This window comes from Salibacterium sp. K-3 (assembly GCF_054052005.1).
Genome location: NZ_JBSVZE010000001.1, coordinates 97520 through 119056 on the forward strand (window position 1 = coordinate 97520; position 21537 = coordinate 119056).

The window sequence follows — 21537 nt, forward strand, 5'->3', positions numbered from 1 at the left end:
CGGCCCATGAAAGAAGGCAACCGAAAACTGCAGGAAGAAAAGGTGTTTAAAGACCCTGTTCACCGCTATATTCATATTCGGGATGAACTGATCTGGGATTTGATCGGCACCCGCGAATTTCAGCGGCTGCGGCGGATTCGTCAGCTCGGCACCACGTTTTTGACATTTCACGGAGCGGAGCATACCCGTTTCAACCATTCCATGGGTGTGTACGAAATCATGAGACGAATCATCGAAGTGTTTGATGGAAGGCCGCACTGGCAGGAGGAAGAACGCCTTCTCTGCCTAAGTGCCGCTTTGCTTCATGACATCGGCCACGGTCCGTTTTCGCATTCCTTTGAAAAAGTTTTCCAGACGGATCATGAATGGTGGACAAGAAAAATCATTACAGGGGATACGGAAGTCAACCAGGTGCTGCGCAGAATGGGGGAGACGTTTGCCCAGGATGTCGCCGATGTGATTGAAAAGACGTATCCTAATAAACTCGTGGTCAGCATGATCTCCAGCCAGATTGATGCGGATCGTATGGATTACCTGCAGCGCGATGCATACTATACAGGGGTCAGTTACGGGCATTTTGACATGGAACGGATTCTGCGTGTCATGCGCCCGACCGAGGATCAGGCCGTCATTAAAAACACCGGCATGCACGCCGTAGAGGATTACATCATGAGCCGGTATCAGATGTACTGGCAGGTTTACTTTCACCCTGTCACACGCAGTGCGGAAGTGATTTTAAGTAAAATTCTGCAGCGCGTAAAAAAATTACGGGAGGAAGGATATCCTTTTTTCCAGGATCCCTACCACTTTCAGGGATTCTTTGAAGGCACACTGACCCTTGAAAATTATCTGTGCCTGGACGAGTCGGTAGTCATGTACTACTTTCAGATGTGGCAGTATGAAGACGATGACATCCTGAAGGACCTCTGCCGGCGTTTTCTGAACCGGAACCTGTTTAAATATGTGGAATTCAGCCAAAGCCTTCTGCTGAATGAATGGACAAAGCTTCAGAACCTGTTTTCCAACGCCGGGATTGATCCGGAATACTATCTTGTGATTGATTCGTCGTCGGATCTTCCGTATGATTTCTACCGGCCCGGTGAGGAAGAAGAACGGATGCCGATTCATCTCCTGATGCCGGGAGGACGGCTCCGGGAGCTGTCGAGGGAATCGGATCTGGTGGAAGCCATATCAGGAAAAAAAAGAACGGATCATAAATTGTACTATCCGCAGGAGTGGCTGGAAACGCCCGGTCATGAAAACGAAAAACAGCAGATCAAAAACATTCTGTTTTCCTATGAAGAACCTGATGGACGGGATGGGGAAGCGGAATAACCGCCGCACATAGAATATGAGTGGATGGACCACGAAGGAGGATATCGGCAATGCTGCCTGATCATGCAAAGTTATTGGCGTTGTTACAGGACGCCGGGGAAGTGGTAGGCCGTAAGAAATGGCAGAAGATCGTCTATATCAGCAAGAAAATGCAGCTGCCCCTGCAGGAAAAATATACGTTTCATATGTACGGGCCTTATTCCGAGGAACTGACGATGAGAACGGAAGAACTGTGCAGTCTCGGTTTCATGTCTGAAATCAAGGAAACGAAATCGGGATATTATCAGTACCGGTACCAGCTCACCGAACAGGGGAACACCTTCCTGCAGAACATGCAGCTGGACTGGCCGCGCCGCAAAGCAGAAATGATTACCCGGCGGTTAAATGAATACAGTGCCAGGTTTCTGGAGCTCGTTTCCACCATGTTATATTTTGAGGAATTAACCAAGGATGAAGTGAAGGAAAAAGTCGGAACGCTGAAAAAAAGCCAGAACTACTCGGAAGAGGATATAGAGGAAGCCTGGCAGTTGATTGATTCTTTGAAATGAAGAGGAGAAACAGGGTATGATGAAGAAAGAGACTTTTTAAAAGGAGACGATTGTATGGATCTTTTTGATAAGGACGATAAGAAACGAAAAGGCGGCGGGTTTAATATCTTGAGTGGAGATGCCACCGGCGGTGATGGTGGCTTCGGCGCGGGTACGTTAAGTCTGGATAATATGTCTCCGATCATCATTGATCCCGCAGAAGACCGGGCGTTTGTAGATATGGGAGCGCTCCATGCCCGCTCCGAAATAGAAAAGAAAGTAAAATTTTCAGCGGATAAAGAGGATGTGCCCAATCCGAAACTGTACTGGCTCGTCTGGGTGACGGTAGACCATAAAGACGGGAAACCTTACTATGCCGGCGTAGGAGCATGTGAAACGCTGGTAGAGGATTCCGACAAAAGGATCCGCAAAGGATATAAGAGCATGCCGGAACATGTAAACAACATGGATAAATCGATGAAAGGGAAACTTGTCGTGGATCACATGGATGAGCATTCCAAATATATTCTGGGCGAGTACCTGAAGGCATTCGATAAAAACATCTGGGATCATTCCAGCGAGGAACTCCACCAGTTGCTGAATGTCAAGGAAAACAAGGAAGAGGACAGCTGAACTTTTGAACGATTTTTGAACAATCCGCACAGCGGTTGTTCTTTCTGCCAATTATCAATACACTGGAAATACACGCACGCATCATAAACTAGGACACCAAAACGTGCAGGAGCGCCCATCCAGCCTCCTGCACGTTTTGGTTTTTTCAGGGTTGTATCCAGCGTTTCAGCCTGTCCCAGAATTTCTCCTGCTTTTCCGGCAGTTCCTCTTCTTTTTGATTCGGATGTTTTTCAGGACGGTCTTCCTGCTCGTTTTCAAGCTCTTTGGTGCAGGATCGCTGCGGTTCTGTCCCTTCTTCAAAAGCGATGGTCCGTGAAGGACCGCATTCTTCGGAAGCAAGCAGTCCGGTATCGGGATCAATTGATGCCTGTACAACCCCGTCTGGAGATGGAAAATCCATTTTCAGTTCCCCTTCGAGCCCTTCGTCCATAAACTTTGCCCAGATTCGTTTGGAAATCTGTCCTTCTTCTGCATGATTCATCTCCCGGTTATCATCATAACCGACCCACACAGCGGCGGTGAGTTGAGGGGAAGAACCTGCCATCCAGCTGTCGTAATCGGTGGACCCGCTTTTACCGGCAAGCGGCCGGTCGAACAGATGCGCCGCGGAACGTCCGGTTACCGACGTATAAGCATTCATGGAAACGTCGAATACGCCTTTCATCATATCTGTCACGACATATGTTTTTTGAGGATCAAAGATCTGTTCGGTATCCGGTTCATTGTCGACGAGCACATTGCCGTCGGCGTCTACGATTTTTTGAATCAGGCGCGGTTCTGCTTTTTTGCCGCCGTTGGCAAACGGAACATAGGCGCTGGTCAGATCCAGCAGTGTTACGTTCTGGGTACCGAGGGCAAGGGAGGGAATGGGAGACAGTTCGCTCGAAATCCCAGCTTCTTTCACGGTGTTTACGAGCGCATCGGGTCCCAGATACAAATGGGTTTTGACGGCGTAAATATTATCTGATACAGCCAGTGCTTCATACATCGGAATATAATCATGCGCGTAAATCTCCCCATAATTGCCCGGCGCATAGGTTTCTCCATCTTCCCCGATATCAAATTCCGTCGGTTCGCTCCGGAACGATGTTAACGGAGTCAACCCATCTTCGAGCGCCGCATAATAAAGAAACGGCTTCAACGCAGAGCCGGGAGCGCGGGCTGCGTCGACGGCCCGGTTGTAGGTGCTTTCCTGATAATTTCGGCCCCCAACCATCGCAAGAACGTTGCCGGTATCGGGATCCATGGCGGTAAGCGCTCCCTGCAGCTCCGAGTCTTTCGGCATTTCCAGCCGTATCCATTTTTCCGCTTTTTCCTGAAGTCCGGGATCCAGCGTGGTATAGATGCGCAGGCCTCCTTGTTCCAGAAGATCCGGATCGAGATCATATTTTTGTTCCAGCAGCGACTCCACATAATCCTGAAAATAGGGGCCGGTCCGGTCATCAGCCAGCGTGCCCACGGGCTCCAGTGAAAGGGGGGCCTGTTCCGCTTTTTCACGTTCGGCCTCTGTAATGAAACCGGTCTGTTCCATGGAGGAGAGTACGAGGCGCTGTCTCTTGCGGGCACGTTCCGGATGGGAGAATGGCGAGTAATAGGACGGCCCCTTCGGAACGCCGGCTAAAAGAGACGCTTCAGCCAGGGACAGGTCTTCAGCGGATGTATCAAAATAAAGACGGGAAGCGGCTTCGATTCCATAGGCACCGTGCCCGAAATAAATCGTATTCAGATAGCCCTCAAGGATATCCTTCTTCGCATAATGCATTTCCAGGCGCAGGGCATAGAACGCCTCTTCCAGTTTGCGCGACCACGTTTTTTCATGGGATAAAAACAGATTGCGGGCATACTGCTGGGTAATCGTGCTTGCTCCCTGTGATTTGGAAAATGTCCTGATATTGACGGCGGCAGCGGAGAGAATACGTGATAGATCAAAGCCATTGTGTTCGTAAAACTCCCGGTCCTCTACGGCCACCGCCGCGTCAACGAGATGCGGGGAGATATCATCAAGTTCAGCCCAGTACCGCTGCTTCCCGTTATGGTGTTCGCCGATCACGGATTGATCGGCTCCGTAAAATACAGTGGACTGATCCACCTGGATCGGCGGAGGCTGCAGCACAAAGGCGGCACCGACAGCGGCCAGTATAGCGCTCATTCCTATAATACCGGTGACAAGAAGACACCGGATCAACAGCCGGATCCACCCCGGTCTCTGCCGGCTGCGTTGACGCACTGCTGTGTTCATTGGTTCCCCCTCCTGATAGAAGCTCCTGCTTTTCATCATTCTTGGTAAATCCGTCTGCTTTTAAACTTGTATCATGGGAAAATATACCGCCCATAAACACGAAGGCAATGATTTTTTGTATACTTGAAAGAGAAGATATAAAAAAAGGGGTTCTGGAAATGGTACAATGTATTGCCCACCGGGGCTGGTCCGGCAGGGCTCCCGAAAATACACTTGCCGCGTTTGAGCTGGCGTGGACTTCGCCGAAAGTGGACGGGATTGAACTGGACGTCCATCTTTCACGGGACAAGGTGCCGGTGGTGATTCATGATCAGACGGTGAAACGCACAACAAACGGACGGGGAGCGGTGCGGGACTATACCGTCAATGAACTGAAAGCGCTGGATGCCGGCTCCTGGTTCGGTAAAACATTTGCCGGGCAGAGAATCCAGACCCTGGAAGACGTCCTCAGGCGGATGAACCGTAAAAAGACACTGACGATTGAACTGAAGCAGCGCAGAGATCTTTATTCCGGACTGGAGGAAAAAGTCGTCCGGCTGCTGCGTAAATATGATATCATCCGCACCACACTGGTCGGCTCCTTTGACCATATGGCTGTGAAAAAAGTGAAACAGATCGACCCTTCGGTACAGACCGGGCTCATATTTATGAACCGCCCGGTCATTCCTCTGGAACAGATGGAGGATGCCGGGGCTGAATGTATGATGATCTATCACGAAATGGCAGGGAAGGCCCTGGTCGATCTGATGCAGTATAACGGGTATCGTGTTAATGTCTGGACGGTGAATCAGTCTCATGTCGTCGAACGGCTCTGCCGCCTTTCCCGTGATCTCATCATTACGACCAATCACCCCAACATCATCCGTCCTAACCGAAAGGGGTAAACGTCAGGCCGGAGCTTTTCAGGAAGAGAAAGCTCCGGCCTTATTTTGATAAAGGATGGATGGATTGACGAAGCGGGAGGAGTCAGATATAATGCGTTTAAACAAAAGTTTTTATTTATAAACATACGTTTTAAGAGGTGGCGGGTAACCATGTATCACAACAGGGAGTCGTTGACGGAAAAAGAACACGAGGTTTTTACGCGTATTAAGCAGGATCCTTATATATCCCAGCAGGAACTGGCGGAAGCTGTCGGTTTATCGCGTCCGGCTGTTGCCAATATCATATCCGGTCTGGTGCGTAAAAACTATATTCTGGGAAAGGCGTATGTCATCAACGAAACGCGACCGGTCGTGTGTATTGGCGCGGCAAACATAGACCGGAAGTTTTATGTGAAAGAAGAGATGCAGTGGGGAACTTCCAATCCCGTAACTTCGACAGAGAGTGCCGGAGGTGTGGCCCGTAACCTGGCGGAAAATCTCGGCCGTCTGGAAAAGGAGACCATTCTTCTGACGACGACAGGCATGGATGCCGACTGGTCGGCTGTCAAAGAGGCCTCGGAATCCTACATGAATCTGGGCTTCGCTGCCGTGCTCCCGGAAAAGACAACTGGTTCCTATACGGGGGTCCTGAATCAGGAAGGTGCCATGATGCTTGCCTTTGCGGATATGGATATTTATGAGTCCATCACACCGGAGTATATAAACAAACATGAACGTCTTTTCCAGCAAGCCGGAGGGATAGCAGCGGACCTGAACTGTCCTGCAGACACACTGGAACTGATTTGTAAAAAAGCGGAAGAATATCAGGTTCCGTTGATGCTCACTGCAGTCTCTGCTCCGAAGATGCAGCGGCTGCCGCAGCAACTGGAAGGTGTGACGTGGCTCGTAACCAACAGGGATGAATCAGAAGCGGCTCTTGGCATGAAGATTGAAGACGAACAAGATTGTGAGGCTGCTGTGACTGCCTGGATAGAGCGGGGGGCGGCCAATGTCGTGATTACCGGCGGAAGCAGCGGAGCAGTGCTCGGGAGCAGGGCGTCCGGTATTTTTCATATTCCGGCGGAACCGGTGGAAGGCATAGTCGATGTTACCGGAGCGGGAGATGCGTTCTCTGCCGCTCTGTTCTACGCGTGGCTGGAAGGATGGGGTGTACAGGCAGCCGGACAGGCCGGAATGATGAACGCTGCCGCAGTTCTGACTACCGAAACAGCCGCTGGAGAGATGATGACAGCGGATGAATTGAAAAGAAGGATGGAGGAGAGAAAATGAATCAGTTTATTACCTTGTCAGAGGAAGTACGCAGTGCTCAGGAAGCAGGAAAGCCGGTTGCAGCGCTTGAGTCCACGATTATTTCGCACGGAATGCCCTACCCGCAGAATGTTCAGACAGCCCGGGAAGTCGAACAGATTATCAGGTACGGCGGCGTGGTGCCCGCGACCATTGCGGTGCTCGACGGGCAGATAAAAATCGGCCTGAGTGAGGAAGAACTGGACATGCTCGCGCGGTCGGAAGATGTTGCGAAAGCTTCCAGAAAAGATCTTCCGTATCTGGCCGCCTCGAAAAAGCACGGAGCGACCACCGTGGCGGCGACGATGATCTGCGCGGCAATGGCGGATATCCCCGTATTTGTCACAGGAGGGATCGGCGGTGTCCACCGGGGCGCCGAGCATTCCATGGATATTTCCGCCGATCTGGAGGAGTTGGCCCGCACCAATGTGGCCGTCATCTGTTCCGGGGCGAAATCCATCCTTGATCTTGGCTTAACGATGGAATATCTGGAAACCAAAGGAGTGCCGGTCATGGGGTATCAGACAGACCAGCTTCCGGCGTTCTTCACACGTTCCAGTGAATTTCCCGTTCATTACAGGATTGATGATGCGGCCGCTGCCGCTTCCACACTGCAGGCCAAATGGGAGATGGGACTGGAAGGAGGAGCGGTCATTGCAAATCCGATACCCGAAGACTATGCCATGAAAGAAGAAACCATCTCCAATGTAATAGAGGAAGCGGTGCGGGAGGCGGAAGAACGCGGCATCACCGGCAAAGATGTCACACCGTTTCTGCTGCAGAAAATACAGGAAACCACAGGGGGACAGAGCCTGGAAGCCAACATTGCATTGGTCAAACACAACGCCGCTGTGGGTGCAGCCATTGCGGCCGAATTAAATAAAAGGTAAAAAAGGAGCCGTATCAAAAGTCCGTTAATTGCTGAGGCATCCGCTACAGGTGGACGCTTGCCGCGGGCAGCGCCTCAGCTACATCAAACGGTAAAACCGCCGTTTGATGGGATCTTCGGCTGCTGCTCTTCCCGCAGGCGTCGCCACCTTCCGCTTCTGCCTCGGTTAAACTTTCTTTATCACAGGAAAGGGGCTGTATCTTTTGATACAGCCCCGCTTTGTGTTATGCCGCTTTTGCTGCTTTTTTCTGCTGCCTTCGTTCGTCCCGGACGGTTTTGAAAAACGACGCACCCATTAACAGGACGACGACTGAAAATGGCAGGGCGGCAATAATCAAGGTATTCTGCAGTCCCTGAGTTCCACCGAAGTACATGACCACAGCCGCTACAAGAGACAGTGCCACACCCCATGTAATTTTCACGAGACCGGCAGGGTCAATGGAACCGTTTGTCGACAGCATGCCGAGCACAAATGTCGCGGAGTCCGCGGACGTGATAAAGAACACGGCAATGACAACGATGGTGACAAGAGACATAAGAAATCCGAGAGGATACTCCTGAAGCACAGCAAAGGTGGCTGTTTCCATCGGATACTGTGAAATTTCAGCAATGCCGTTCTGTTCCAGGTTCAGCGCGGAAACGCCGAACACCGTGAAGAAAATAAAGCAGACAAGGGACGGCACGAACAGAACGCCGAGCATGAATTCCTTGATGGAACGCCCTTTGGAAATACGGGCAATAAAGATCCCGACAAACGGTGACCAGGAAATCCACCAGGCCCAGTAGAAAATCGTCCAGGCATCAATCCAGCCCCTCGTGCCGTCATCAAGAGGAGCACTGCGGAAACTCATGTTAAAGAAATCCGAAAGGTAGTTCCCCAATGTACCAGTAAACATGTCCAGAATGTACAGCGTCGGTCCTACAATAAAGAGGGCAATGAGCAGGAGGAAGCCCAGCCACATGTTAATGTTACTTAAATGCTTGATTCCTTTGCTGATGCCGGACCACGCCGAGATGATGAACAGCACAGTGGCAACCACAAGTACAATCACCTGAACGGTAAATGTATTCGGCGTATTAAACAGGAAGGCGAGCCCTTCGTTAATCTGGGCTGTTCCAAAGCCAAGGGTGGAAGCTACTCCGAGAACGGTGGCAAATACAGCCAGCGCATCAATCAGCTTGCCGGCAATGCCGCGCATGCTTTTTTCTCCGAAAACCGGGATCAGGGTCGCGCTGATAAGACCGGGATACCCTCTATGGAACTTGAAATAGGCCAGGGTTAAAGCTACAACGGCGTAAACGGCCCACGCATGAATGCCCCAATGAAAGAAAGAATACTGCAGAGATTCGCGGATGGCCTGTTCCGATCCGACTTCTGATTCCGGAGCATTGACAAAGGCATGGGAAATGGGTTCCGCGGTCGTCCAGAATACCATCCCCATCCCCATTCCGGCACTGAACAGCATCGCAAACCAGGTTGGCAGTTTAAATTCAGGCTGTGTGTCTTGATCTCCCAGTTTAATCCGTCCGTAGGGAGAGAAAATTAAGTATACACAAAATCCGAGCATAGCGACGACAATAATTAAGTAATACCATCCGAAACCAGTCGAAAAACTTGATGTGAGAGTGTTTGTCACGGATTCGAGCTGATCCGGTGATGATGCCCCCCATATAACAAGGACAGCACAGATGGCTATCGAAATCCAGAATACTAACGTTACATTTTTCACATTTTCACCTCTTACTTCTGCTTCAAATTAACTTTACATAGTATTTCTAATATTGCTTTTTGAATCTTTTTCAAAAAATGGATGCCCTGACCTATAGATCCCTGCTGCGCATTCAATAGTTTATATCATAATAATAACACTGATAATTTTCAACACCTTTCGACCCCCGGGAAACGGGGAACATTCCTTCAAAAACGCTCATGAGGGGATATTAAATGGTTTAAAAAAATTAAATTTTTTCTTTATGAATTGAATGGATAAGGAGTGGTTTGCTTTCATATGTGATTTTAGTCTGAGGAAAATAGAGGATGGAAACGTAAAAAAAGAAGCCGGGAGGAGGCGGCTTCTAGTTCAGGCCAATTTTGTAACCGGACTTATCATCCAGAGAATCTTTTGTTTTTGGGACATGCAGCGTAAGCAGGCCGTCATGGAACTGTCCGTTAATCTCTTCTTCGTTCACATCACCTACATAAAAGCTGCGCTGAAAGGAACCGTAGGATCGTTCTTTGCGGATATAGTTCTGATTTTCGTCGTTTGTTTCCGACGATTCTTCTTTTCTGCCTTCGAGTGTGATATAGCCGTTTTTGTATTCCACGCTCACATCTTCTTTGGAAAAGCCGGGAAGTTCCGCTTCCACCAGATAATGGTCTCCTTCATCCTTCACATCAACTTTCGGATACTGCAGGCCGAATGGGCGTTCAAACAAATCGGTGGTGGTGTCTTTGTCAAACAGTCCAGGCAGCCAGCTGAAAAAATCACGGTTGCGTTTCGGAAATAGATCAGCCATCATAAGCACCTCCAAAAGAAATGATGTGTTGTTTTCATTTGTGTTATACCAAGTAGAAAGGGTATTTAAACATCATTTTTTATAAAATATGAAAACACACCAAAAATGTTTCACGTGAAACAAAAAAGAAGCTGTCACAAAACGCTCCTAATTGTCCGAAAGTTTGGTCGGGCGCGTTTTGTTCAAAAAATCCTTTTATGGACCGATCAGCACCGTGAAATAAAGGAATAGTGTCCGCATAACGTCGTCCTAAGGACACTGCGGTTTTAAAATTCAGCCAAAGTGGTTTCAAGAGGATGGAATGGAGCCACTAAGCATCTGTGAAAGAGTCATAGGGTTTTCAAGAACAGGCAAGTGCTTCATCATATGTAAAATACAATCACAGGACGTGACCGTTTTTAGCCGGCGCTCTCCGCGGCAAACGTCCGCCTGCAGTGGATGCCTCAGCATGGAACGAACTGTTGATACAGGGTCTTTTTTTTTGACAGCGTTGGCTTGTAAATCCGTATATTTGGCATGTAAATGGCCGGATTCAGCCGGTAACCCCGGATGTTTGGCTGGTAAGGCCTTTTTGTCAGCTCTTCATCCGCTGCCGTTCGAACAGCAGGTTAGCAGGACGACGCGCACTTCATCCCGGCAGCACCGCAGATAGACAAAAAAATCCGAAGGACGGAACAGAATGCTTGAAGCACAGCACTCCATTCCATCGTTCGGATCATAAACGGACCTGCATTCTTTTGTCCCAGACTCTTCAAGAATAAATATCAGGAAGACAAGTCTTCTCCGTTTGTTTTGATGACTTTCTGGTACCAGGAGAAACTGTCTTTTCTGGAACGTTTCAGGCTGCCATTGCCGTAATCGTCCTGGTCGACATAGATAAAGCCATAACGCTTCGACATTTCAGAGGTGGAGAAGCTGACAAGGTCAATCGGACCCCACGTCGTGTAGCCCCACAGATCTACACCGTCGCCGACTGCTTCTTTCATCTGTTCAATGTGACTGCGCAGATAATCAATACGGTACGGGTCGTGAACGCTGCCGTCTTCTTCCACTTTATCGAAGGCACCGAGTCCATTTTCCACGATGAAAAGCGGAGTCTCATACCTTTCATAAAACATATTTAAAAGGGTACGCAGACCGACCGGGTCAATCTGCCAGCCCCAGTCCGAAGCTTCGAGATACGGGTTCTTGAGCCCGGATATCAGGTTGCCGCCGGCTTTTTCCCCGCCTTGTTCCGGACGGGCGGAGACTCCTGACATGTAGTAGCTGAACGGAATGAAGTCGACGGTGTTTTCACGAAGAAGCCTTTCATCCCCGAGTTCCATCTTAATATGGATATCGTGTTCGGCAAAAAACCGTTTCATGTAGAACGGATAGCCGCCGCGGGTGAATACATCGGTGAAAAAGAATGTCTTCTGCATATCCGTGTGTGCGGCTGCAGCGTCTTCCGGGTGCGGGCTGTTTGGATAATTGATCATGCCGATCACCATGCAGCCGATGCTTGCGTCCGGAATGATACGGTGGCAGGCTTCAATCGCTTTGGCATTCGCTACGAGCTGATGGTGTGCTGCCTGATACTTCGCCTCAAGCAGCCGCCCGTCCGGAACAAAATCCTGCACCAGGCCTGTACCGATATAGGGGGCCATTAAAAGGGAATTGATTTCGTTAAAAGTAATCCAGTATTTCACTTTATCTTTATAACGCTGAAAGACTGTTCTGGCGTAATGGACGAAATAATCGACAACCTCCCGGCTGTAAAAACCACCGTATTCGCGGGAAAGATAAAGCGGAATTTCATAATGGGATAATGTTACAAGCGGTTCAATCCCGTGCTTCTGCATTTCATCAAAGACGTTGTCATAAAAGGCGAGGCCTTCTTCATTCGGCTCGGATTCCACACCGGTCGGAAAAATTCGGGCCCAGCCGATGGAAATGCGGAACGTTTTAAAACCGAGTTCTTTCATCAGCGCAATGTCTTCCTTGTAGTTGTGGTAAAAATCGATCCCGAACCGTTTCGGAAAAACACGGTCGTTTTCGGTTTCGAGAATGTGCCGGATCTCATCGAGGCTCGGAAATGGAATTTTCATGCTTGTACGGTCTTCCGGTTCTACAAATTCCACGACATCAGCTGTCGATAATCCTTTTCCGCCAAGGTTATAGGCGCCTTCTACCTGGTTCGCGGATGTCGCTCCTCCCCATAAAAAGCCCTGCGGAAACTGTGGTTGAAATGTCATAAATGTATCACTCCTTCTTCATAATAAATGGGAACGCGCGCAGCCGAGAGGACGGCTGCAGGCACTAAGGTGTTCTTTTACTGCACAATGGAGATGATGGGATCGTCTGTAAAGACATTGCCGTCGTTATCGCCGAGTACATCCAGGTAATCACCTGTGTTGGTGACGATAACCGGAGTGGCAATTTCAAAGCCTGCATCCGTAATTCCCTGAATATCAAACTCCGCCAGCAGCTGCCCTTTCTTTACATTCTGATCCTGTTCCACATGAGATGTAAAATACTTCCCATCCAATTGTACGGTATCGAGTCCGATGTGCATGAGTATGTCGACTCCGGCGTCTGTTGTAAGTCCGTAGGCATGTTTTGTCGGGAAGGCAGTGCTGATGGTGCCCTCCGCCGGTGCGTAGAGCTTCCCGTTTGTCGGAATGACCGCTACCCCTTTGCCGAGGGCTTCCGTGGAAAACGCGGCGTCATTCACTTCTCCAAGCGGGATAACAGCTCCTTCCAGCGGGCTGAGGATCGTATGCTGTGATTCTTTAACAACCGATGCGGAAGCTGATTCTTTCTCCGCCTGGTTTGTTTCTCCGCCTTCTGCTTCCCCGTCCCGGGCGTCGCTGTACCCAAAGAAAAAGGTCAAAAAGGCAGCAAGGAAGAACGAAACGGCAATCGCCACGCAGAACAGGGCGAATCCTTCGCCAAAATAAATCGGAAGTGTTGTCAGGCCGGGAAGTCCGACAGCAAGGGCGGTTGCGCCGGAAAGACCGACAATGGCCCCGCCGGCCCCGCCTGCAGCAGCACCGAGTACAAAAGGACGCTTATACCGCAGATTGATCCCGTAAATCGCAGGCTCCGTGATGCCGAACAAGCCGGAAATGGCAGCTGGTCCGGCGATCGCTTTTACGCCGGTCTGTCTTGTTTTAAGCCATACCCCGAGAGCCGCTCCGGCCTGGGCAAATACGGCTGGCGCAATAATGGCAGAAAAGGTGTCTTCACCGTACACAGAGATGTTGTTGATGCCGATCGGTACAAATCCCCAGTGCAGCCCGAATATAACAAGAACCTGCCAGAAAACACCCATAATGATTCCGGCAATAACAGGACTGAGATCAAACACGAATGTATAGCCGTCGGCAAGCCAGCCGCTGATAACCGTTCCGACCGGGCCAAACGCAGCCAGGGTTAACGGCACCATGACAAGAAGGAGAATCAGCGGGGTGAAAAACATCCGGATGCTGGAATGCAGCCAGTTGTTAAGTACACCCTGAAATTTTGACATAATGTATACGGATAGAAGGATCGGAATGACCGAGGTGGAATAATCCGCCATGATGACTGGAATACCGAGAAACGACATCGTGCCTTGTTCCTCACCGAACGTAATCAGGTCGGGATAGAATAATGCACCTGCAATAACCATCGCCACATAGGGATCTCCTTCAAATTTCCGTGCTGCTGTGACAGCAAGCAGAAATGGAAGGAAGTAAAACAGACTGTCCGACGCTGCATTCAGGATTTGGTACGTGCCGCTGTCGGTGGCAAGCAGACCGGTAGACTCCAGTACGGCAAGCAGTCCCTTGAAGATACCGGCACCGGCAAGCGCACCGAGGATCGGCGTGAAAATACCGGCGATAATATCGATGGCGCGATTAAACAGATTTCCTTTCTCTCCGCTGTCATCATTCCCGCCGCTTTCTTCTCCCAGTCTGGTTGTTTTCGTGATGGCTTTGTATACATCGGATACTTCATTGCCGATCACGACCTGGAACTGGCCTCCGCTTTCCACGACCTGAATGACACCTTCGAGGTCGTCAACTGCCTGTTTATCCGCCTGCTCCCGGTCTTTCAGCCGGAAACGAAGCCGGGTCGCGCAGTGAACAACAGACTGCACGTTCTCTTCGCCGCCGACATGTTCAATAATAGAGCCGGCCAGCGATTCATAATCTTTTTTCATGAGAATCTCCCCTTTCGTTCTATGTAAAAATAAAAAAACCTGAGCTGAGTCCAAGCAGAAAACCGACACGTGTGCCTTCTGCATGGAGTTCAACTCAGGTTTTGCCTGCTTGATCAGTTACAATCCTGATGATCTCTATTATTCCATTTTCGCACGGGATGTCACCCGATGCACATGAACGGTAAGATAGACCATTTCATCTTTGGAGACCGTCCATTGATAGGCTTTTTCCACGTAAGCCGCCATTTTGCTGGTGCATTCATAAGCCTCTTGGTACTGCTGTTTCACCTGCCTGAAAAGAAAATCATCTTCGGTTTCATAACTGGTTCGTTCGTTACGGATCAGCCGCCAGGCGAAAAAGCGGAGGTGGGTGACAAATCGTTCATAGTTCAGGGAGCTTTCATCCAGTTCCATTCCGAAGTGGTATTTGACGATGCTCAGTAAATCATTGACGATATTGACGACCTGCACGATGGATTCCAGCTTTTCTCCCGACATCTGGCTGTTCACAAGGTGAAGGGTGATTGATGCCGCTTCATCTTCTTCAAGCTCCATCCCTGTTTCTTCCTTGATGATGTCAAGCGCTTTCAATGCAACGTCAAACTCAGGGCGGTAATACTTTTTGATTTCCCAGGACAGGGCGTTCTGCAGGCGGAGTCCCTGCTTGTGCCGCTGCAGGGCAAAACCGAGATGGTCCGTTAAAGCGACGTACAGGTAATCGTCGAGCTTTACGCCCAGTTCCTGTTTGGCCATGGAAATGATCCGTTCTGAAATCACCAGGTATTTTTCCGGAATTTCTTTCAGCAGTTCCGCCAGCTTTTCCGAAACGGCATGGTTTTCCAGAATGAACGTTTTTTCCACCTTGGCCGTCTCGACCGTATCGCCGGGCCGCTGCTGAAAGGCAAGTCCTCGTCCCATGACGACCATTTCCTGTCCTTCGGCATTCTCGGTCAATATGACGTTGTTGTTAAACACTTTCTTAATTTTCATATCGATCGTCCTTTTATCTTTCTTTGGGCAAAGAAAAAACCTAAATCTTTTCATACCAGCCCCGTGGGATGTATGAAAAAATTTAGGTTTTGCCTGCTGGACAGTTACAATCCTAAGTCATCATTACTTTTGTAAGCGGTTATTTATTATTTAATCATAAGCCATTTGTCCTGTCAACGGAAAATGAGGCAAAGGTTTTACAAAACCTTTGCCAGTAAGCAAGGACATTCATTCGTAAGGGTTCCGATATTTAATGGGCTTTCATTTCATGGACGATTTCCTCTCCGCTTAAATCCGACGGATAGTACGTAGGCCAGTTCGTGACTTCTTCCAGTAATGCTTCGCGGTCATCTCCCCAGTACAGATGATAGTGGTTCGCATCATTCGGGGCGATGCTGTGGTCACTGAACTGAATGTAGGCAGGGGCTTCTCCGGCGTCGCCTTCTTTTTCAAAAATATAACGGACGCCTCTGTTACCTGCTTCATATGTTAAGATTTCGTAGCCGTCATACGCGTAATCCGAGGACGTTTCTTCTCCGTTTTCATGGAATGTAACGGTCTGCCCCTCAATGACGATGCGGTTTACGTCTGTTTGATACCCTTTTGTGTAATATTCTTTATAGCCTTCAGCCGTCTTTTCTCCTTCTTCTTCTGCTTTATGTGAGAACACTTCGTCAAGGGTGCCGTCCTGCAGGTAAGGATAAACCGACTGCCAGTCTCCTTCCCAGTCGGACAGGGGGCGGTCTTCCACTTGACTGTCCTCAAAATAACCATTATAAATCTGCTGCTCTTCCTCACTCATGCTGTGGTCGTGATCGTGGTCATGATCATGACCATCCTCCTCACCGTGACTGTGGTCATGGGATCCTTCTTCAGATTCAGATGATTCAGAAGAATCTGAAGACTCGCTTTCAGATGTTTCCTCCTGTGTTCCGGAAGCTTCCGTTGATTCCGAACCGTTTTCTGACTCCGTGTTTGAATCGGACTCTTGGCCGCATCCTGCCAAAATGAAGCTGAAGGCTAAGACAAACAAGGCTTTCTTAAGTAATGTGTTCATCGCATAGCTCCTCCTTTTCTCAAATCGTAATTGTTACGATTTATATTGTATCGATACCCTGACGAAATTTCAAGAAAGAATTTTTTTAGAATGTTCCCTTGTTCACTGTCTGTTGGATCGTTTTTGCATTGGACGGGGCAGTCATATAAACTGAAAGAATAATAAAACTCAAGGGGGAAACCATTATGGAAACCGCAGTATTCGGGCTCGGCTGATTCTGGGGACCAGATGCCCAGTTTGGGCAGCTCCAAGGTGTATATCGGACACGCACCGGCTATACGGGCGGCACAAAACCTGATCCAACCTACCGGAAGATGGGGGATCATACAGAGTCCCTTCAAGTTACATTTGACCCGGAAATACTAAGCTACGAGGAATTGCTTGATATATTCTGGAACAGCCATAATCCTACACAGAAAAGCCTGTTCCGGGCCCGACAGTATATGTCGCTGTTGATATATGAGAACAAGGAGCAGAAGGAGAAAGCATTCGCTTCAAAAGCAGCGAAAGAAAAGGAACTGGGGACACCAATCCAGACAGAAATAGTGGCAGGGGATACGTTTTATATTGCTGAAGATTATCATCAGAAATATTTTCTGCGCCGGTATAAAAAAGCGGTAGAAACACTTTCCCGGCTATATCCCGATGAAGCTTCATTCCGCGACGCAGCTGTGACGGCAAGACTCAACGGTTTTGTAAGGGGCCGTTCTTCCATGAAGGAACTGAAAGAGGACATCCGCACCTGGGGGTGGAGCACAGAAGAAGAAAAACGGGTCTTTCAGGTGCTGGATGACATACGCTGGTAACCATTTTGAACCTTTCGAGCGGCACAGCCCGAAAGGTTCTTTTTTGTACAAAGATTATGTTGTCCTGAAAGCTTTCTTCAATTCCGCAAGGTCAAGTTTCTTCATATTCAGTATTGTTTTATTCCCTGATTCACACGTTTTTGTTCTATGTTGCATGAAATATCCTTTATTCGACGACAAAAGAAACGCAGATAGGATATGTTTGCCTTCTGCCCAAAAGAGGAAGGGAGGACAGTAGATACTTACATTTGCAGGGCTGGGATTCTTCCCTGTGAGTTTTACAAGAAAAAAGGAGGAAGACATAGTGAGTAACCACGTTTTGTTTGTGGGAGCGGGATATGCCAATCTGTCCGTTTTGACAAACTGGAAAAAGCGTGCACCGAAAGATACGGAATGGACGCTGATTTCTCCCTCACGGTACAAATATTTTGCCGATATGGCCGGGCCGTATATGGAAGGCAGGTATAACCTGGAAGAGATCCGTATCGATCTCAGAGAGTTCTGCCGGAAGAACGGCGGGCGTTTTCTCGAAGAAAAAGTGACCGCGGTCGACAAAGACAGACAAACAGTGTTAACGGAAAATGGAAAATCCATGCCCTATGACTTATTGTCGGTGAATATGGGACGGCGGCAGGAAGCCGGTTCCATACCCGGGGTACGTGACCATGCCCTGTTTTTGACGCCGCATGAAGAAATCCTGACGTCAACCGCAAGCATGCAGCACACGGAACATCCCGTTGTTGTCGGAGGAGGAGCAGCCGGAGTGGAGCTTGCCTTGTCCCTGCAGGCCTGGCGGAGGCAGAACCGGAAGAAAACGCCGGTCACATTGATCACGAGCGGTCCGGTTCTTCCGGAAGAGAATAAGGAAGTCCGGGAAGATATTAGAGATCTTCTTGATGAACGGGGACTGCTCGTTTATGAAAATGTGCCGGTGGAGCGCATCGACCGGGATCTCATTTATGCCGGCAGTGAATTGCTTCCTTACGGCCAGGTTCTCTGGCTCGATGGTTTCGAACCGCCGCTTCTTTTTGAGTATGCGGATCTTCCGGTGGACGATAATGGGTATCTGTTCGTTTCTTCCACTCTTCAGGCAGAAGGAGCGCCGGAAATATTCGGCACCGGCAGCGGCGTAGTACTGCAGGAGGAATCGGATATTTCCCGTGAAAGCAGGAGCGTCTTTCAGGAAGCGGAGGTGCTGGAAGAAAACCTTTGGCGGAAGCTTCACGAAAAAAAGAAGCTGAAAACGTTCAAATCCGGGAAAAAGTCAACGATGGTATGGAATCTTGGCCAAAAAACCGGCTTGTACCGGCGTGGCAGTAAGTCTTCCATCAGTAAACGTGCCTGGAAGGAAAAAAAGCGGATAGACAAGCAGCAGATGAAACAGTTTAATTCCTAAAGGAGGAATGAATGATGGCGGAACGCATGAACTTTCACATTACGGGAGAGTCCGAAAACATGAGAACCGTGGCGGAGTCCGGCAGTCACCGCGTTGAAATCGATGAACCGGCGAGCCTTGGAGGGAATGACTCTGCGCCGGATCCTCTGACCACGCTGCTTGGCTCGCTGGCCGGCTGTGAAAATGTCGTTGCCAACTTTGCAGCCAAAGAGCTGGATTTTGATCTGCAGGGCATAACCTTCGATATTTCCGGAGATATTGACCCCCGAGGCATGCAGGGCGTTGAAGGTGTCCGCCCGTATTTTCAGACGGTAACGATCCATGCTAAAGTAAAAACGAGCGAATCAGAAGAACGGGTTCAGGAACTGCAGCGCCTTACCGATGAACGCTGCCCGGTCTTTACCACACTCCATGCGGCCGGGGTGGAATTGAATACCAGCTGGGAGAAAGCATAATAATGAAACCGGGCGGTCCCGTTTACGGGCCGCCTTTTATTATGGAATAGTCAGCTGTGCAGGTAGGGGGATACGGCTTGGTGGTGTTCCTGGACGCCGATGTTATTTCCGGTTATGACTGCAACGGCCGGTCCTTTCGGTTTGACGGAACCGTCCAGAAGCGCACTGACACCGACAGCTGCTGCTCCTTCCACGACAAACCGGTGGGTTTCATACAAAAAGGCCATGCCGCGGGCGATGGATTCTTCCGAAAGGCGGAGCCGTTCATCGATGTACCGGGTGATAAGCGGCATCGTGTATCGATTGGCTGAGCCGATACCTCCAAGCAGACTGTCGGCATACGTCGGATGTTCCGGAGCTTCCACCGGTCTGCCGGCGCGGATGCTGTCATCCATGGCTGCTCCCTGTTTGACGGATAATCCGGTGATCTGAATGGAAGGGTCTGTTTCTTTCAGGGCAAGCCCGATGCCGGAAAGAAGTCCGCCGCCGGACAGTCCGGCTGTGACCGTCTGTACTTCCGGCAGTTCCTCCAGAATTTCCAGGCCGATCGTTCCCTGGCCGGCAATGATGGCCGGATGATCAAACGGCGGAATGAGTATATATCCTTTTTCCTGCTGGAGCCGTGCGCATACCTCCGCAGCTTCATCCTGGCTTTCTCCTTCAATGTGCAGCTCAGCCCCGCTTGCCTGGAGGGCGCGGATTTTGGCTTCCGGCACTTGTCTGGACACGCATACCACTGCCTCAATACCGGTTTGTGCAGCAGCATAGGCCGTCGCGAACCCATGGTTTCCCGTGGAAAACGTAATAACGCCGCGTTTTTTGTCCTCCGGCGGAAGGGAAGAAACCATATGAAAGGCGCCGCGCAGCTTAAAGGCTCCGGTTGGCTGCATCTGTTCCAGTTTCAGATAGACAGGCACTCCTGTTTTTTCAGAAAGAACAGGGGAAGGGATCAGCGGGGTGGGCGGAAGAGCCTGACGAATCCGCTTTTTAGCCATCCATACATCACGCAGGGTCATGAGTTCCATTCCATCCACTCCTTCTACATATTTTTGGTTATCAACCGCTCTCCTTTCAGAATAAAGTGATGAATAAGCAGATGTCTATCATAATTTGACGCCCGCTGCTGTCGAAAAAAGGAGGCGGAACATGCGGTCATTAACGGTATTTCCAAAAAGCGAATACTCAGAGCGTATTCAGAACGTCAAAAAGAAGATGGAGAAGCGGGGATTGGATGTTCTTTTCATCAGTGATCCGGCCAATATGAATTATCTGACCGGCTACGATGGATGGTCTTTTTATGTTCCGCAGATGGTCATTGTGCTGCTTGAAGAAGAGGAGCCGTACTGGTTCGGAAGAGCCCAGGATGTGAATGGAGCCAGATCCACGTCCTGGCTGCCGCCATGCCGGATGCTGTCCTATGATGATGCCTATGTGCATTCCAGGGAAAAACATCCAATGGAGGTCCTGGCTGCATGGATGAAGCGGTATAAAAAGAAAATAAAACGAGCGGGCGTGGAAATGGAAGCCTATTACTTTTCACCAAGGGCCCTGCAGCAGCTTGAGCGTAAATGCTCCTGGCTGCGTTTCACCGATGCCGGGCTGCTTGTGAACGAAGTCCGGATGATTAAATCAGAAACGGAAATAACCTATATGAAAAAAGCGGGACGCATTGCAGACTCGGCAATGGAATCAGGACGAAGCGCTGTAAAGGAAGGAGCGAGAGTATGTGATATAGCGGCTGCGGTCTCTCATGCCCAGATCAGTGGAACAGCTGAATTTGGTGGAGATTACCCGGCGATTGTGCCGCTGCTTCCGGCCGGCGCATTAACGTATGCACCGCACATCAGCTGGACGGATGAAACGCTGCAGCAGGGAGATCCGGTTATTATTGAGCTGGCCGGGTGTTTCCGGCGTTATCACGCACCGCTGGCAAGAACGTTTACAGCAGGGAAGCCGGACGGCACGTTCCAGCGTTTGACGGATGCGGTGACAGAAGGTCTGGAAACCGTACTCGACCGGATCAGGCCGGGGCTTGCCTGTGAAGAAGTAGAACAAAGCTGGCAGGAATCTCTGGCCCGGTACGGCTATTGCAAAGACTCCCGGATCGGGTATTCCATCGGTATTAATTATCCGCCGGACTGGGGAGAACATACAGCTTCGCTGCGGCCGGGTGACCGTACGATTCTTCAGCCCCGCATGGTGTTTCACCTTATTCCCGGCATCTGGCTGGAAGATACAGGGGTGGAAATCAGCGAAAGCTTTGTCGTCACCGAAGAGGGTTGTGAGACACTCAGCGATTTTCCGCGTTGATATTTCCAGAAACTGTTCCGTAACGA

The 21537-nt window shown here is 49.8% G+C and carries 17 protein-coding genes and 1 pseudogene; 10 read left to right on the forward strand and 8 right to left on the reverse strand.

Going from position 1 to position 21537, the window contains the following annotated elements; all coding sequences use genetic code 11:
- Positions 1-6 precede the first annotated feature (6 nt).
- Genes ACW9JV_RS00525 through ACW9JV_RS00535 form a run of 3 tightly spaced genes read left to right on the forward strand, consistent with a single transcriptional unit; the run spans position 7 to position 2495 of the window.
- A complete protein-coding gene (locus ACW9JV_RS00525; protein ID WP_457330276.1) occupies positions 7-1335 on the forward strand; it encodes an HD domain-containing protein in 1329 nt (442 codons plus the stop codon).
- 50 nt (positions 1336-1385) lie between these two features.
- Positions 1386-1883 carry a YwgA family protein gene (locus ACW9JV_RS00530; protein WP_457330278.1) on the forward strand — a complete coding sequence of 166 codons (498 nt, stop codon included), beginning with the start codon at positions 1386-1388 and terminating at the stop codon, positions 1881-1883.
- A 54-nt stretch (positions 1884-1937) separates the two neighbouring features.
- Positions 1938-2495 (forward strand): YwhD family protein, encoded by a 558-nt coding sequence (locus tag ACW9JV_RS00535; RefSeq protein WP_457330280.1) that lies wholly within the window; start codon positions 1938-1940, stop codon positions 2493-2495.
- Positions 2496-2640: 145 nt separating this feature from the next.
- Here ACW9JV_RS00535 and ACW9JV_RS00540 read toward each other — a convergent pair whose 3' ends face one another.
- Positions 2641-4734 carry a transglycosylase domain-containing protein gene (locus tag ACW9JV_RS00540; RefSeq protein ID WP_457330282.1) on the reverse strand — a complete coding sequence of 698 codons (2094 nt, stop codon included), beginning with the start codon at positions 4732-4734 and terminating at the stop codon, positions 2641-2643.
- A 158-nt stretch (positions 4735-4892) separates the two neighbouring features.
- On the opposite strand from ACW9JV_RS00540, the gene ACW9JV_RS00545 reads away from it, so the two are divergent.
- From ACW9JV_RS00545 to ACW9JV_RS00555, 3 genes are all read left to right on the forward strand, one after another.
- Complete coding sequence (locus ACW9JV_RS00545; protein WP_457330284.1) at positions 4893-5618, forward strand: glycerophosphodiester phosphodiesterase; 726 nt, start codon at positions 4893-4895, stop codon at positions 5616-5618.
- A 150-nt stretch (positions 5619-5768) separates the two neighbouring features.
- Entirely contained in the window at positions 5769-6887 is a 1119-nt protein-coding gene (locus tag ACW9JV_RS00550; RefSeq protein WP_457330287.1) for a carbohydrate kinase, read from the forward strand.
- A complete protein-coding gene (locus ACW9JV_RS00555; RefSeq protein ID WP_457330289.1) occupies positions 6884-7795 on the forward strand; it encodes a pseudouridine-5'-phosphate glycosidase in 912 nt (303 codons plus the stop codon). Before ACW9JV_RS00550 ends, ACW9JV_RS00555 begins: the two co-directional genes overlap by 4 nt.
- A 223-nt stretch (positions 7796-8018) precedes the next feature.
- On the opposite strand, the gene ACW9JV_RS00560 is transcribed toward ACW9JV_RS00555, so the two are convergent.
- The 6 genes from ACW9JV_RS00560 to ACW9JV_RS00585 form a co-directional block, all read right to left on the reverse strand.
- Positions 8019-9524 (reverse strand): BCCT family transporter, encoded by a 1506-nt coding sequence (locus ACW9JV_RS00560; RefSeq protein WP_457330291.1) that lies wholly within the window; start codon positions 9522-9524, stop codon positions 8019-8021.
- Between the two features lie 346 nt (positions 9525-9870).
- A complete protein-coding gene (locus ACW9JV_RS00565) occupies positions 9871-10311 on the reverse strand; it encodes an Hsp20/alpha crystallin family protein (RefSeq protein ID WP_457330293.1) in 441 nt (146 codons plus the stop codon).
- Positions 10312-11075: 764 nt separating this feature from the next.
- Positions 11076-12545 (reverse strand): glycoside hydrolase family 1 protein, encoded by a 1470-nt coding sequence (locus ACW9JV_RS00570; protein ID WP_457330295.1) that lies wholly within the window; start codon positions 12543-12545, stop codon positions 11076-11078.
- 77 nt (positions 12546-12622) lie between these two features.
- Complete coding sequence (locus ACW9JV_RS00575; RefSeq protein WP_457330298.1) at positions 12623-14497, reverse strand: beta-glucoside-specific PTS transporter subunit IIABC; 1875 nt, start codon at positions 14495-14497, stop codon at positions 12623-12625.
- A gap of 138 nt (positions 14498-14635) precedes the next feature.
- Entirely contained in the window at positions 14636-15487 is an 852-nt protein-coding gene (gene licT, locus ACW9JV_RS00580) for a BglG family transcription antiterminator LicT (RefSeq protein WP_457330300.1), read from the reverse strand.
- Between the two features lie 250 nt (positions 15488-15737).
- Positions 15738-16544: a metal-binding protein ZinT gene (locus ACW9JV_RS00585; protein WP_457330302.1), complete on the reverse strand. Its 807-nt coding sequence runs from the start codon at positions 16542-16544 to the stop codon at positions 15738-15740.
- 227 nt (positions 16545-16771) lie between these two features.
- On the opposite strand from ACW9JV_RS00585, the pseudogene ACW9JV_RS00590 reads away from it, so the two are divergent.
- From ACW9JV_RS00590 to ACW9JV_RS00600, 3 genes and pseudogenes are all read left to right on the forward strand, one after another.
- Positions 16772-17350, forward strand: a pseudogene (locus ACW9JV_RS00590) (peptide-methionine (S)-S-oxide reductase); the annotation flags it as partial.
- Between the two features lie 304 nt (positions 17351-17654).
- Positions 17655-18746, forward strand: coding sequence for an NAD(P)/FAD-dependent oxidoreductase (locus ACW9JV_RS00595; protein ID WP_457330304.1), 1092 nt, complete (start codon positions 17655-17657; stop codon positions 18744-18746).
- 14 nt (positions 18747-18760) lie between these two features.
- Positions 18761-19201, forward strand: a complete 441-nt coding sequence (locus ACW9JV_RS00600; RefSeq protein ID WP_457330306.1) for an OsmC family protein — start codon at positions 18761-18763, stop codon at positions 19199-19201.
- A gap of 50 nt (positions 19202-19251) precedes the next feature.
- Here the strand turns inward: ACW9JV_RS00600 and eutB are convergent, their stop codons facing one another.
- Positions 19252-20226 (reverse strand): hydroxyectoine utilization dehydratase EutB, encoded by a 975-nt coding sequence (gene eutB, locus ACW9JV_RS00605; RefSeq protein WP_457330308.1) that lies wholly within the window; start codon positions 20224-20226, stop codon positions 19252-19254.
- Positions 20227-20347: 121 nt separating this feature from the next.
- Between eutB and ACW9JV_RS00610 the strand changes: the two genes are divergently transcribed.
- Positions 20348-21511 (forward strand): M24 family metallopeptidase, encoded by a 1164-nt coding sequence (locus ACW9JV_RS00610; protein ID WP_457330310.1) that lies wholly within the window; start codon positions 20348-20350, stop codon positions 21509-21511.
- Positions 21512-21537 lie beyond the last annotated feature (26 nt).